The sequence below is a fragment of the Cytobacillus sp. GQ23 genome, assembly GCF_059758675.1.
This window is the reverse complement of record NZ_JCAXER010000001.1, coordinates 36,065-49,786: the sequence shown is the minus strand read 5'-3', so window position 1 is coordinate 49,786 and position 13,722 is coordinate 36,065. Positions and strand designations below refer to the sequence as shown.

The following is a 13,722-nucleotide window of genomic DNA, read 5'->3' as shown; positions in this document are numbered from 1 at the left end:
GCCCTTTATTTGTCCCTTATACTATAAACATCATGATGGATATAGAAAAGAAGCGTTTGGGCCGTCTGTACCCATACAAATCTTCAGCAAGGTGTGAATTCATGAGCACTAAATATGATGAAATCATAGGAGAAATCCAATCCAGAATGGATGATGAACGGTTGAAGTCCGGAGAAAAGCTCCCTTCCGTCCGCAGGGTTGCCAAAGAATTCAGCTGCAGCATCAATACTGTACTAAGAGCATACAGTGAATTGGAAAAGGCACATCTGATTTACTCTGTGCCCAAAAGCGGCTATTTTGCAGTAGGGACAGATAAACCCAAAAAACAAACTCAACTGAAAATAGACTTTGTTTCAGCAGGACCGGATAAAAGCAGGATGCCCTACCGTGATTATCAGCATTGCATGAATCAGGCAATTGAACTTTATAAGGAAGATATGTTTCAGTATTCCCATCCCCTCGGCTTGGCGAGTCTTCGGCATCAGCTTTCAACTCAGCTTCAGGACCTGCAGGTTTTCGCCCCGACTGAAAGAATTGCCGTTGTATCAGGTTCCCAGCAGGCTTTGGATCTCTTAATCTCACTGCCTTTTCCCAATCATAAAAAAGAGATTTGCGTCGAACAGCCTACCCATTTCAGTTTCATAGATTCTATTACCTCTCGCGGCTTGAAGCCTATCGGCATTGAGAGAAACCAGAAAGGAATAGATCTTAATTACTTAGAAAAGGTATTCAGAGAACGAAGCATCAAGTTTTTCTACACAGTTTCCAGATTTCAGAACCCGACAGGCTGCAGCTATTCCAATAAGGAAAAAAAGCACATGGTCGAACTCGCTCAGAAATATGATATCTATATTGTGGAGGATGACTATATGGGAGATCTTGATACTAGGAAAAAGGCAGATCCCATGTTTGCCTATGACCATTCCGGAAGAGTCATTTACACAAAAAGCTTTTCAAAGGTTTTGCTGCCTAGGCTGCGATTGGGATTGGCTGTTCTTCCGGAAGAGCTAATGAAAAGTTTCACACAGGCTAAATTTGCAGCGGACATCCATACACCAGTCCTCACGCAAGGGGCTCTTGAAATCTATTTAAGCAGCGGTATGTTTAAAGCTCATATTGAAAAATTAAGGCGGCAATACAAAAAGAAAGGCACCATCCTCAAAAAGGCATACCTGGAGTATTTGCCTTCCGATGCTGATTTTACTGGAGGGGATTCCGGGTTTTATTCGACCGTAGAGCTTCCTCGCAGAATGAAAGCTAAGCGTCTTGTGGAATATCTCGAAAAGAAAAATGTACTGGTTCAGGATGCATCAGGAATGTACCTTCCTGAATATAGGGAGGAAAATCGTATTCGGTTAAGCGTGTCACAGGTGGATGACAGGAAAATAGATGTTGGGGTGAGAAAGATTGGAGAAGGGATTCGAAAGCTAATCCATTCTTAAGATGGCGAATAGCCATAAAGAAAAGAAAGCTCAGCAGAACTGAGCTTTCCAAGCTTTCACTGTTTTACAGCAACTCGATTAATAAAACTTCCAGCAGTCTTCCTCTTCCCTCTGACCCAAGCAAACACAATTGCCGCAATAAGTGTAAACCCTAAGTACCCCATTAGCGGATAAACCGTTCCAACCAAATTAATGAAGCCCATGAAACTGGCGCCAAAAGCGCCAGCACCGAATAATACAACAAAGACATTGAATTTAGGATTCTCTCTTTTCACAACCCTTGCCGTAAAAGCATACAGCATACCAACAGCAGTATTGTAGATCATGCCGAGCAGGACTGCGAACATTAACATTCCAAATGCAGGCGAGATCTCATTGGCGAGTGCGAGTATCGGCATTGGAGATCCTTCCACCACATCCATTTTAACGAGCATGGCTAGATTAATCAGTAAAATCAGGATACCCAGTCCCACTCCTCCCAGAATGCCGCCCATCCCTGCCTGATTTTCATCCTTTGTAGTGCCGCCCATGACAGCAAGCATCGCTGCACCTGCTGCAATATTGTAAGAAACATATAGTAATCCGCCCATAAACCAATTGGACGCAGCTGGCGTTTGGCTTTCCGCCAAGTTCTGAATTTCCGAGAAATCCAGCCCCATCGTGCTTAGAGCATAGCCGATAATGATGACCACCATAAGCAGGAGAAATGGAGTGACCAGGCTGATTATTGAAATGACTTTTTGGATATTGAGACAAACGGTCAGGATCGTTAACACTGCCATAATGATGTTCCCGGCCATGCTCGGGATGCCGAACTGCTCTTCGAAGATAGATCCAGATCCGGCAAGCATAACGACAGCCACTCCAAAAAGGAAAAATGTAATGATAAAGTCCACAGCCACCCCAAGATATTTGCCGCAAATATGGTAAATCACATCTTTATGCGAATCTGTCTGCAGCCGGCTTCCAAGCTGCGTTAAATTCATGCCAAGAAAAGCAAAGAAAATAGTCGCCAGCACGCCTCCGGCTAACCCCATCCAGCCAAAGCCGGTAAAAAACTGCAAAATCTCCTGCCCGGAAGCAAAACCCGCTCCGACAATGACTCCAATAAAGGCCCCGGCAATCTGAATGCTCTTTTTCATACTGAATCCCCCTTCTGATATTTGAATTTTTTGACAACTTTATTTAAAAGAGAAAGAGAGAATCCTCTCTCTTTGAAGGCCATTGGAGCTTGATCGTTTGATTTGAGTGGCACTATTCTTGGCGTTGAGTGCCAATTCGTGCTCAGTGATTCGGTATGAGCGGTATGATTCCACCTGTTATGGGCCGCTCGCGTTTGATTTTTTCGCTTGAGAGGCTCTATTCCTACCGATTAGTTCCTCTCAGTCTTACTTTTGCCACCCGAGCGGCACTATCCCCGCCGTTAAGGGCAACTAGCGCTTATCTACTAACCTTCTCCACCTCAAATCTCTTCTCAAAAACAGTAAACTCCCTAATCGTTTCATAATTCGGCTCATATCCAAGCCCCGATTTTTCCGGAACCATAATCATTCCATCTTCAACGGTTACTTCGGGTTCAATCAGATCCTTTTCCCAATAGCGGGATGATGCGGCTGTGTCCCCTGGCATAATAAAGTTTGATAGAGTAGTTAACGCAATATTGTGTGCCCTCCCGATGCCGGCTTCCAGCATGCCGCCGCACCATACCGGGATGCCGCGTTCCTGGCAGAGGTCATGAATTTTCTTGGATTCTGTCAAGCCGCCGACCCGGCCGATTTTGATATTAATAATTTTGCAGCTTCCCAGATCAAGCGCCTTGCGCGCATCCTCACAGGAATGGATGCTTTCATCAAGGCAGACAGGTGTTTTCAGTTCCTTCTGAAGGACAGCATGGTCAATAATATCATCAGATGCCAGCGGCTGCTCGATCATCATGAGATCGAATTCATCCAGCTGTTTTAGCAGCTCAATATCGTCAAGAGTGTAGGCCGAGTTTGCATCTGCCATAAGCGCTATATCCGGGAAATGCTTTCTCACTTCCCTTATGACATCCACGTCCCAGCCCGGCTTAATTTTCACTTTGATGCGCTTATAGCCTTCCTCTGCATATTCACCAATGAGGTTCAGCAGGTCTTCCACAGAATCCTGAATCCCGATGCTGATGCCAACTTCAATTTCATTCACTTTACCGCCAAGCGCCTTTGCAAGCGGAATTCCTTTTTGCTTGGAATACAGGTCCCAAACCGCCCCTTCAAAAGCCGATTTCGCCATATTGTTTTTCCGTATATAGGACAAGCTTTCGGACACTTCATCCGGATGCTGTATTTCTTTGTTTAATAGACTCGGAATAATAAAGTCTTCGAGCATATGCCAGTTCGTTTTCAGCGTCTCTTCGTTATACCATGGGGAATGAAAGGCAACGGATTCCCCCCAGCCGCTCACACCGTTCTCATCCTTCGCTTCCAATAGAAGAAACTCTTTATCCTGAAATGTCCCAAAGCTTGTTGTAAATGGTGCCTTCATTCTCATTTTCATATGCCGCAAAACAACTTCTGTCACCTTCATCTATATTCCCGCCTTTTCACGTTAGTTGAGTTTAAGCTGATCCTTCTGAACCAAAACATAGTAATGCACAAGGCCTTCCTGACCTTTTTGAAAATCTGCCATGGCGTACCCTTTTGAAAATAACTTTTGAAAAATGGCTCTGGTTTTGAAGCGCCAATCCATCGCGAGTTCAAAATTTTGATTTTTAATAGCTTGAAAGTTTGCCGGGATCGGAACAATCACAGTTCTCTCAGCATCTTCCCACTCCGGATTTAATAAAACAGGAAAGTCGTCCTCCGATATTCCCCAAACGTAAGGATTGCATGCGTCTGCAGTCTCAATAACCAATGGCTCCTTAACATGTGAACTGGTAATCCACCATTCCACCTTTAAACGGTCAGTGGGCAGTCCATGATTCAAATTATCATCCATATCTCCGTAGCAATTTTCCACATATGTGGAGCAAACTGCATTCAGCTTGTTAAGATTCAAGTAAGCATTGCGGCTCTCAAGCGGATCAAACGTCCAGGTAATCAGGTCATAACCCATCTCAGCGGCCAGTTCCTTTTGCTTCTGCTTTAATAACGCTCCAAGTCCCTTATCCTGGTGATGGGGGTGAATGCCGAGCATATGAGAGCATAAATACCCTTTTCCCTGATGGAAGCCGGGAAATCCGTAGCTGAATCCCACAAGTTCATCTTCTATAAAAGCCCCGAGAAGCAGGCCGCCGTTCTGGGCAGCTGTGATGGTTTGATGAACCGGCAGGGGAGCCATGTTCCAGATGATTTCCTCGAGCTTCTGTATAAGATTCATATCGGATGCTGACTTTAATATCCGCAAATCCATTGTCACAGCAGCCATCCTTACTCCTCCTTTTCTAAAGTAACCATGACCGCCCTGGCCAGTATTTCAACTCCTGAATAGATGGCTTCGCGGTTGAACGTCATGTCAGGATGATGAAGCCCCGGCTGCAAATCACAGCCCAATCCGAGCATTGTGGCCTTAATATTCGGCTTCTTCAAGGTATAAAAATGGAAGTCTTCCCCGCCTGATGTCACGATTGGCTCCCGCAATTGGCCGGCTCCGAGTACATCGATGATGGCCTTTTCCATAAAAAACTGCGCTTCTTCATCTACTTGGGCAGCTGCCACATTCGCTTTCGTCTCCACCGTAATCCTGACTCCGTAGAGCTTGGATAAATACTCTGTGATCGTTTCAATTTTTTCGGACAGTGCGTTAATTACTTCATTTGTTTGTGCTCTCAGGTCTAAACTGAAGGAAGCTTTTCCAGGTATGATATTGCCTGAATCGCTGCCTGCATGGAACTTGGTCATCTTAGCGGTATAAGGGACCATCGGATCCAAATGAATGTTTTTGATTTCATGTATAAAAGAAGCGCCAATTTCAATGGCATTCTGGCCCAGATGAGGACGCGCCCCATGTGCGTCTTCCCCGATAATTTCCCCGGTCAGAAATCGGGCAGCACCATGGAAAATGGCTGCTGAAGCTTCTCCATCCCTTATCTCCTGAATGGGCCTCAGATGGACGCCGTAGAGGTAATCCACATCATCCAGCACGCCTTGCTCAATCATTTTCAGAGCACCAGTTCCCTTTTCTTCAGCCGGCTGAAAGATGAATTTCAATTTGCCTTTTCTAGGGTAGCCAGCCTTTTGAAGCAGCAGCATCGCCCCGACTCCCATTGTCATATGGGCATCATGGCCGCATGAGTGATTCGCCTGAAGCTTGCCGTTCACTTCCTGCCAAAGTGCGTCCATATCCGCTCTAAGCGCGACACACGGACTCCCATCCCCTATTTCAACAACTAAACCGGGGCAATCCCCAAACAGCTGAACGTAAAACCCCCGGCATTCCAGGAATTTCTGGAGGTACTCGGTAGTCTTATATTCCTTCCAGCTTACCTCCGGATTATCATGCAAATGCGCAAATACCTTCTCTAACGTTGGTTTCAGCTCGTCTATTAAATTCTTCAATCCAATTTCCCTCCTGGCTGAATAAAAAAATGTTCACTTTCCAGCTTTTCATATTGTTCTTTCCTTGTTTGAAATCGTTCCTGATCGTGTATGGACACGCCCGCAATCACCGCATTCAGAAAGGAAAAAAGTGCGGGTGCTGCATCAATCGTCGATTTTTCGGATGAATGGATTTGAAAGAGCAAATCAGCATGCTCCTTAATGGGCGCGATCGGTGAATCGGTGATGCCCATCACAAAGGCTCCCTGCTTTTTCGCCAATTCCGCCATTTTGATCGTATCCTTCATATACCGGTCGAATGAAATGGCAATGAATGTAGAAGTTCTATCCATTTCGGTAACCGTGAGCAGCAGATCATCCGTATCCGGCCGGATCAGCTTCGCATTTCCCCTGACCACACCAAGGGTAAAAGAAAGCCAGCTCGCTGCCGAGAATGATGACCTCAGCCCTGTCACATATATTTTTTTCGATTCGATCAGCCGTGCAACCAGGCTATCGAAATCCTCCTGACTTATATTCTGAATCGTTTCCCTGATATGGAGACAATCCTTCTCCATCACACTTGCCAGAAACTCCGGCTTTTCAGCCAATTCCACCTTGCTCGTAAAATATTGGTCCAGTGTGCTGTTTGCCTTCAGTAACTGTTCCCTTACCATCTTCTGCAGCTCAGAATAGCCGGAGAGCTGGATGGAATAACAAAAACGGATGACTGTCGTTTCACTGACCCCGATCCTTTTTCCAATCTCACCCGCTGACTTCACGGCGAAATCCTTCGGGTGATCCAGCAAATATTTAGCGGCTTTCTGCTGGCCTTTGGAGAGATTATGAAACTCTTTTTCTATTGTCTCTTTTAATATCATATAAGATCACCTTATGAGTTTGAAGTTTGCGCTGTATTCTCGTAATTTATGAAGTCTGGGCTTCGTTTTAACTAAATTATCATATATTCATCCAGAAAACAATAATTATTCTGAAAATTTAACAAATAAAAATGACACCCTTTTCGGATGCCACTTACTCCTATCATCTACAGGACTATTCTATAATCCCAGATTGAACAGCATGCACGTCTGCTTCAATCTTAATTTCCATTTGACTATACTGCTCTTTCCATTGTTGCCTATTAAAATCTGAGCGCTGCCTAGCCTTTTCGCCGATGCGAAGGGGATCTGTGTTCAATTCCTGAAACCTCTTGACCATTTTTTCGGCTCTCTCCGTTATTTCCTTTTCGACTGCTTTTTCAATTCTCTCAATCGTTTTCTTGTCTGTAAGATCTAAATCAACCCCTTCCATCGCTCTGCCGTTTACTTTCACTTTAAAAGTGGCTGTATATTTCCCATTCTTCTTGTCCACCATTATTTTTGATTTTGATGACAGGGTTTCGAGACTTACATCTTCTCCGCCGCTAAGTTCCACTTCAAATTGTCCCCGCCGGAATTTTTCATATAGTATCTTAAAGATATAGGCGTCACCAAAGCTGATTGTATCAACAAGCTTATCATCTTTAAAAATTGCCAGTCCGCTTACTTTTAAATGTTTACCCTTTTTTTCGATTAAAGGTAAAAAGGGATCTGCATCTTTGCTATAAAAGTGAACAAGAAATCGGTGCAAATTCACATTAGGAATAGTCTGTTCCAGATTCTGTTCTACCACATCGATTAAATATTGTGATACAGAATCACTTTGCGAGTAAGTTGAATCAATGATGTCTTTCGCCTTCTCCTTCGATACAACCAGCAGCAATTTCCGGCCAATACTGGGGTTTCTCTGCAGATTATCTATTTGATTTTCAATTCCATGCTCTGCGAGTTCCTGATTGAAAATGACCAGTCCAACCCTGCCAACAACTATAGGCCTTGCAGCTTCAGCCTGAATCTTCTGCCTGATCCGTTTACTGGTCTTCCCAGTTGCTGAAAATACCTCATTTACAGGCATCGACTGTTCACCTGGGGGTATATTGGAGGAGCCTGCAGTTCCCTCAAATTCCTCACTATTGACATAGTCATAGCCAAATATCTGCACTAATTGGATATCCTCCAAAATCTTTGGACTTGGAGTACAGCCTGCCAGGAGGATTGGAATCAAGCTGCAGCAGCATAAACAGTATTTAACATTCATACTTTTTTCACCTTCATGATGATAAATTGTAAAACCAGCAAGACTGGCAAGTAAAAATAGATGGTATATAACCCGATTTGGGAGACAACTTTCTGCAGCAAATCAATTTGCTGTCTATCCGTTAAAAGAATACTGATGAAAAAAAGCAATAGGCAAAAAACTCTCAAGGCACTTCTCTGAGAGACGGGAAACAGACGGTTCATTCCCCTGCTTGCACACCAGAGGCCGATGCAAATATTCGGAAGAATGGTAAAGAACCATACGGAGATTCCTATGTATTCGAACCTTTCCACAATGATTAAGTCCACAATTTTCCATAGTGTAAGTGTAGCCCAAATGGTGCCCTTTAACTGTTCCAGGTTGAAGTAGACAAATGTAACTAAAGCAGTGAGCAGGTACATAAATATGCTGAACAGCACCCCGAAATAAGCCCACTTTTCCGATTTCGGCCCATCTTTTATAAAAGGATAAAACATAAAAAGCGCCTCGAATCCGAGAAAATTAAGGGTCATATCTTTTGAAGCTTTAAATAATTCCGCGGGTGTAGCATTCAGGATTGGCAATAGATTTCCATAATCGGCATATTGTAAGGGATAAATCTTCACCAGCAATAGCGGCAAGCCGTATAAAACACCTAAATAGCTTACCCCTGTTATGACCCGAAAACCCCCCGTGACATAGGAATAGGCTAAAAAAGTGATGATCAGTATGAATATCCATTCAGAGACTTCAGGAAATACCCAAACCTGGAGCACTTCCACATATGATCTAAGTACAACCAATGCAAAAGCAAACAAGTATAACGAGAATAGTAAACTGAAAAATCCGCCAATCCATTTCCCCATAATTTCAGCGTGGATGGCTACAATGTCGTTGTTCCCCTTATTCAAGATTCGATAGGAAACCCATACCAATCCGATAATGCTGGCGCCGGATGTTAAGATCGCAATCCAGGCACTGTAGCCGGCCGACTGGACAATTGTCCTTTCGAAGCCCAGGATCCCTACACCTATCTGCATCGAATGGATTAAATAAAATACAAAATAGGGAGATACCTTTTTATCCTCTTTAGGCAATGGAAACATCGGCTAGCCTCCTTATCGAAAAATAAATACTCCCATTAATCTTCTATATCTCTTCTCGATTTCTCGTGCTTTTTAGACTGAAAGCGAGTTCTTACAGGTGATCTCACCTGCATTGGCCGCTTCGTTTGCATGAAAAACGGGAGGCGGAAGAGGGAATCTCTTAAGTCATTCAGCCGTAAAGGATAGACAGGTGCCAAATAGGGGCGACCAAGGGACGTCATTTTAAGCAAATGGCTCAAAATGTATGAAAAGCAAAAGGTTACTCCCAGAAGCCCCCAAAACTGGGCAGTGATTAAAAAAGGAAAGCGGATTAAGCGGATTGTATTGCCCATTTGATAAACAGGTGTAGTAAATGATGCCAGGGCCGCAAGAGCCACGATGATCAGCAGCACATTACTGGTCAGCCCGGCCTGTACAGCCGCAGTCCCGATTACAATACCGCCTACGATACCAATCGTCTGGCCAATTTTGGTCGGAAGCCTTGCTCCAGCCTCACGCAATAGTTCAATGGTCAATTCCAGAATAATCGCTTCCAGTATAGGCGGGAACGGAATCCCGCTCCTTGAAGCAATAAGCGGATTAAGCAGGTTTTCCGGAATCATTTCGTAATGATAGGTTAGCACCGCGACATAAAGAGAAGTCGACAATACGGAAAAGAATACGGCAAACAAGCGGACAAGCCGAAAAATGGAGGCTATATGCCATGATAAAAAGTAATCTTCAAAAGCTGAAAAAAACTCTACGAGAGTTGTAGGGCCGGTGAGGGCATGAGGTGAGCCATCTACAATGATCGTAATTTTCCCTTCCGAGAGCACACTCGCCACCCTATCAGGCCTTTCCGTGTCAATTAAATGGGGAAATGGCGAATTATGGTTATCAGAAATGATCTGGTTAATAAAAGAGCTGTCCACGATCTGATCAAATTGAATCTCATTCAGCCTCTGCAAAATGGTATTCACGTTTTCTTTGTCTGAAATTCCTTCAATATAAAGAACAGCCACCCTTGTTTTCGTCAGACTGCCTATCTTTACTTCTTCCACGATAAGATCTGGAATAGGCAGCCTCTTCCTGACCAGATTGATGTTAGCATCAATCGATTCGACAAAAGCCTCCTTGGGCCCCACCACACTGTACTCGACTTCCGGCATACTGACGGGCCTCTTCTCACGCGTTACAGCAGAAATGACCAGAGCCTCCTGCAGAGACCCTTTGACTTCTATGACAACACAGCCTGTCAGCAGCTTATCCCTTATTTCATGAACATTATCGATAATTTCAGTATTATCTATGGGAATAGCCTGCTGGAGATCAAAAAGGGTTTTGCTCTCACTTTCATTGATATAGGGCAAGACATATTGATGCAAGATGTTGACGTCTACAATAGTCTGGTAATAATGGATATAAAATGGGCTGGATTCCGAAAATCTGTAGGAAACAAAATCAGCAGATTCTTTACAGCGATGAAGGAGTTCATCAATCCTTAATTCATGCTCAATATTTCCGGTTTTCTTTTGATTATTGTCCCTATTAAACCTTTTTAATTTCGATTTAAAAAAACCCACCGGACACTCCTCCAAAACTTAACAAATCATCGTTTTAGTATGTGCTGACAGGTTTTTATTATTCTTTTTCAATTTGGATGCTCAAGTTTTATTTTTAGAGTGTAAGTAATCCATTTTACCATTTAAGAAACCATTGACCTTTTCACTTTCTGCTGCGAATTGTTTATGTGCTCACACTCCTATGAGGTGAATGCTTCACGAGTAAAGCCATAAATTCTTCAGCAGTTGAGCTAGCTCCTCTCTCCGACCAATTACAATTCATAAACCTGCTTTTGCTTAGGAAGCAGTGACTTTACAATCTATCTTTTGATCATTTCCCTAAGATGTGAATCCATATCTTTCATCTTGCCTCTTGCCAAGGGAGAATCCTCACTTGCTCTTCAATGTTATATCTCTTCCTAAATTGTTTTGCACGTTGCCGCGAGTATTAAAAAAAACGCAATCCCTATATGGATTGCGTTCCTACCTAACAGATCCTTACTCTATATCCCGCCGATTAAATCCAATTAATCCCGCGATCGCCAATCCCCCGGCAATTAAACACAATAGAAGCAGCGGGATAACTGAAAATTCCTCTATCGGTGTTTGCGGCACATGGCCAAAAGGAGAAATACTGCCCACCCAGTCAGAGAATTGGAATAAGCCGCCTAAATACAGGACAACAAAAGAATATAAGACATAAAGCCAAATGAACCCTGTGAACCTTGGCAGGAAGCCAATTAAGAATACGGCCAGACTGATCATGACCAGCATGGCTGGATAATAGGACAAGGCTGCCTCAAAGATCATACCGAAGGATAACCCGCCTTCAACCACAGCATCCCCGGCAGACCATAGCCCGAGTGCAGCCAGCGAAATCATGAGTAATCCATTTAAGACAGAAATGACGAAATAACTGCCTAACAGCCTGCTCCGTGAGACCGCTCTGCTCAAAAGATGAACCACTCGTTCCTTCTTCTCTTCACCTCGAAGTTTATTCATGGCCATCACTGGGGGAACCGTTGCCAGCAGTGAAATAACAATCATCAGCATGGGGATGAATTGTTCCACTAATGTCAGCCCTTCTGTTGGCTTTAGGAGCTGTTTCATGGCATCATTATCTGCGAAAAATGATTCCAGATCCCCTAATACAGAACCGTAGGAAGCCCCCAGCACGAACATGCCAATTGCCCATGATATAATTCCGGTCCGCTGCAATCTCAGCGCAAGGCCGATTGGACTCTGCAAAATGCGTGATGCATATTTTTTTCCGGGCCTTGATGGCAAAAATCCGCGGTCCAGATCCCTGATAGCGTTCAAGTAGTTCGCAGCAGCAAATAGAATCATGGCTGCAGCAATCATTAGAATAATAGGCCACCAATTATTAGAATCATAGACTTCAGCTTTGGTTACCCAAGCGAGCGGAGAAAGCCAGGACAAGGATTCATTGCTGATGTCTGTAATGGCTCTAAAAAGATAAGATAATAGAAGAATGCTGATCGAATATCCGATCGTTCCCCGTGAACTATCTGATGCTTGAGCCAATACGGCTGTTACACCTGCGAAAAATAAACCAGTCGCCCCTAGTGCTGCGCCATAAAGCAATGATCCTTCAAGATCCATGCTTTCAATTCCAAGGGCATAAAGGCCGAATCCATTAATCAGAGCCAGCCCGATGCAGGCTGCCGAAACAACAAGAAGTGAAGCATTTAAATAGGATAGGCGCCCTACTGGCAGAGAACGCAGCATTTCCAGGCGCCCCTCCTCTTCATCTGCCCGGGTATGCCGAGTTACCAGCATGATGCTCATTAAACCTGTCACAACAGCTGTCATAAGAAGCATTTGATGGGCTGTCATGACCCCAATGGTATAGTTGCTTAAATCCGCGGGACCAGTCATGGCCGTCATCGCCGGGTTGGCCATCGTCTGTGCCATACCATCCCTTTCCTGCTGGGAACTATATAGTCCTTCAAGAGCTGCTGGAACCATTATAGTAAAAAAAGTAAGTGCCAGTACCCAAATCGGAATCCGCAGCCGGTCCAAACGGAAAATAAATTTTGAAAGGAAAGCGGTCTTGGCCAAGTGGTTGCCTGCCATCAGCGCACACCTCCCGTATCCTTCTCCCCTTCATAATGGCGCATAAATAAGTCCTCTAAGGTTGGCGGAGCACTTTCCAGCCTGATGATGCCAAATGGGGAGATATGCTTGATTACATCATCCATTTCTGTCGTATCGACCTGGAATGTCACCCCATGCTCGCTTTCTTCAATGTCATGGATGCCTTTTAGTTCATGTAAACCTGTAATCGGCAGCTTCGTATCAACAAGCATTTGAGTCCGGGTTAAATGGCGAAGTTCACTTAATGTCCCAGACTCAATAATCCTCCCTTGACGGATAATGCTGACCCGGTCGCACAGCTTTTCTACCTCTGATAAAATATGGCTGGACAAAAGAACGCTCTTTCCTTGTCTTTTCACTTCCATTACACATTCCTGAAAAACCTTTTCCATCAGCGGATCCAGCCCTGATGTCGGCTCATCCAGAATGAACAGGTCAGCATCAGAGGAGAAGGCTGCAATCAGAGCCACCTTTTGCCTGTTTCCCTTGGAATAGGTTCTGCACTTCTTGGATGGATCCAAATCAAATTTAGCAATTAACTCCTCCCGTTTCGCCTTATTCGCCCTGCCATTTAACTTAATAAATAAATCAATGACCTCTCCCCCTGTTAAGTTCGGCCATAAGTTCACGTCCCCAGGCACATAGGCAACCCTTTTATGGATATCAACGGCATCCTGCCAGGCATCCATATCAAAAAGCTTCACTTCTCCATCTGTTGCCTTTAAAATTCCTAATAACACGCGGATGGTGGTGGACTTTCCTGCCCCATTTGGGCCGATAAACCCCAGTACCTCACCTGCATTTAACTCTAGATTTACCCCATTCAATGCCGTAAATTTGCCGAATTTCTTTGTCAGGCCGGTTACTTTTAAAAGGCTCATGC

Annotated in this window: 11 protein-coding genes; 1 reads left to right on the top strand and 10 read right to left on the bottom strand. The window is 44.2% G+C overall.

Annotation, left to right across the window (positions count from 1 at the left end):
* The first annotated feature begins 101 nt into the window (after positions 1 to 101).
* Positions 102 to 1,442, top strand: coding sequence for an aminotransferase-like domain-containing protein (locus tag AC6CHU_RS00295; protein WP_498119559.1), 1,341 nt, complete (start codon positions 102 to 104; stop codon positions 1,440 to 1,442).
* A 56-nt stretch (positions 1,443 to 1,498) separates the two neighbouring features.
* Here the strand turns inward: AC6CHU_RS00295 and AC6CHU_RS00290 are convergent, their stop codons facing one another.
* From AC6CHU_RS00290 to AC6CHU_RS00245, 10 genes are all read right to left on the bottom strand, one after another.
* The gene (locus tag AC6CHU_RS00290; protein ID WP_498119557.1) at positions 1,499 to 2,584 is read right to left on the bottom strand and encodes a YkvI family membrane protein; all 1,086 of its coding nucleotides are present in this window, start codon (positions 2,582 to 2,584) and stop codon (positions 1,499 to 1,501) included.
* Positions 2,585 to 2,882: 298 nt separating this feature from the next.
* Positions 2,883 to 4,007: an o-succinylbenzoate synthase gene (menC, locus tag AC6CHU_RS00285; protein ID WP_498119555.1), complete on the bottom strand. Its 1,125-nt coding sequence runs from the start codon at positions 4,005 to 4,007 to the stop codon at positions 2,883 to 2,885.
* Between the two features lie 21 nt (positions 4,008 to 4,028).
* Positions 4,029 to 4,847 carry a GNAT family N-acetyltransferase gene (locus AC6CHU_RS00280; RefSeq protein WP_498119553.1) on the bottom strand — a complete coding sequence of 273 codons (819 nt, stop codon included), beginning with the start codon at positions 4,845 to 4,847 and terminating at the stop codon, positions 4,029 to 4,031.
* Positions 4,848 to 4,849: 2 nt separating this feature from the next.
* Complete coding sequence (locus AC6CHU_RS00275; RefSeq protein WP_498119551.1) at positions 4,850 to 5,977, bottom strand: M20 peptidase aminoacylase family protein; 1,128 nt, start codon at positions 5,975 to 5,977, stop codon at positions 4,850 to 4,852.
* Positions 5,974 to 6,837 carry a MurR/RpiR family transcriptional regulator gene (locus AC6CHU_RS00270; RefSeq protein WP_498119549.1) on the bottom strand — a complete coding sequence of 288 codons (864 nt, stop codon included), beginning with the start codon at positions 6,835 to 6,837 and terminating at the stop codon, positions 5,974 to 5,976. Before AC6CHU_RS00270 ends, AC6CHU_RS00275 begins: the two co-directional genes overlap by 4 nt.
* Before the next feature lie 175 nt (positions 6,838 to 7,012).
* Positions 7,013 to 8,095 (bottom strand): Ger(x)C family spore germination protein, encoded by a 1,083-nt coding sequence (locus tag AC6CHU_RS00265; RefSeq protein ID WP_498119547.1) that lies wholly within the window; start codon positions 8,093 to 8,095, stop codon positions 7,013 to 7,015.
* Positions 8,092 to 9,180 (bottom strand): GerAB/ArcD/ProY family transporter, encoded by a 1,089-nt coding sequence (locus AC6CHU_RS00260; protein ID WP_498119545.1) that lies wholly within the window; start codon positions 9,178 to 9,180, stop codon positions 8,092 to 8,094. Before AC6CHU_RS00260 ends, AC6CHU_RS00265 begins: the two co-directional genes overlap by 4 nt.
* A gap of 35 nt (positions 9,181 to 9,215) precedes the next feature.
* A complete protein-coding gene (locus tag AC6CHU_RS00255) occupies positions 9,216 to 10,742 on the bottom strand; it encodes a spore germination protein (RefSeq protein WP_159865608.1) in 1,527 nt (508 codons plus the stop codon).
* Between the two features lie 477 nt (positions 10,743 to 11,219).
* Positions 11,220 to 12,818 (bottom strand): ABC transporter permease, encoded by a 1,599-nt coding sequence (locus tag AC6CHU_RS00250; RefSeq protein WP_251284635.1) that lies wholly within the window; start codon positions 12,816 to 12,818, stop codon positions 11,220 to 11,222.
* Positions 12,818 to 13,720: an ABC transporter ATP-binding protein gene (locus AC6CHU_RS00245; protein WP_159865602.1), complete on the bottom strand. Its 903-nt coding sequence runs from the start codon at positions 13,718 to 13,720 to the stop codon at positions 12,818 to 12,820. The genes AC6CHU_RS00250 and AC6CHU_RS00245 overlap by 1 nt, the downstream gene beginning before the upstream one ends.
* Between the last annotated feature and the right edge of the window lie 2 nt (positions 13,721 to 13,722).

Excerpts from the sequence above, each read along its gene's own strand:
- AC6CHU_RS00295 (WP_498119559.1), top strand. The coding sequence starts at position 102 with ATGAGCACTAAATATGATGAAATCATAGGAGAAATCCAATCCAGAATG.
- AC6CHU_RS00290 (WP_498119557.1), bottom strand. The coding sequence starts at position 2,584 with ATGAAAAAGAGCATTCAGATTGCCGGGGCCTTTATTGGAGTCATTGTC.
- menC (WP_498119555.1), bottom strand. The coding sequence starts at position 4,007 with ATGAAGGTGACAGAAGTTGTTTTGCGGCATATGAAAATGAGAATGAAG.
- AC6CHU_RS00280 (WP_498119553.1), bottom strand. The coding sequence starts at position 4,847 with ATGGCTGCTGTGACAATGGATTTGCGGATATTAAAGTCAGCATCCGAT.
- AC6CHU_RS00270 (WP_498119549.1), bottom strand. The coding sequence starts at position 6,837 with ATGATATTAAAAGAGACAATAGAAAAAGAGTTTCATAATCTCTCCAAA.
- AC6CHU_RS00265 (WP_498119547.1), bottom strand. The coding sequence starts at position 8,095 with ATGAATGTTAAATACTGTTTATGCTGCTGCAGCTTGATTCCAATCCTC.
- AC6CHU_RS00260 (WP_498119545.1), bottom strand. The coding sequence starts at position 9,180 with ATGTTTCCATTGCCTAAAGAGGATAAAAAGGTATCTCCCTATTTTGTA.
- AC6CHU_RS00250 (WP_251284635.1), bottom strand. The coding sequence starts at position 12,818 with ATGGCAGGCAACCACTTGGCCAAGACCGCTTTCCTTTCAAAATTTATT.
- AC6CHU_RS00245 (WP_159865602.1), bottom strand. The coding sequence starts at position 13,720 with ATGAGCCTTTTAAAAGTAACCGGCCTGACAAAGAAATTCGGCAAATTT.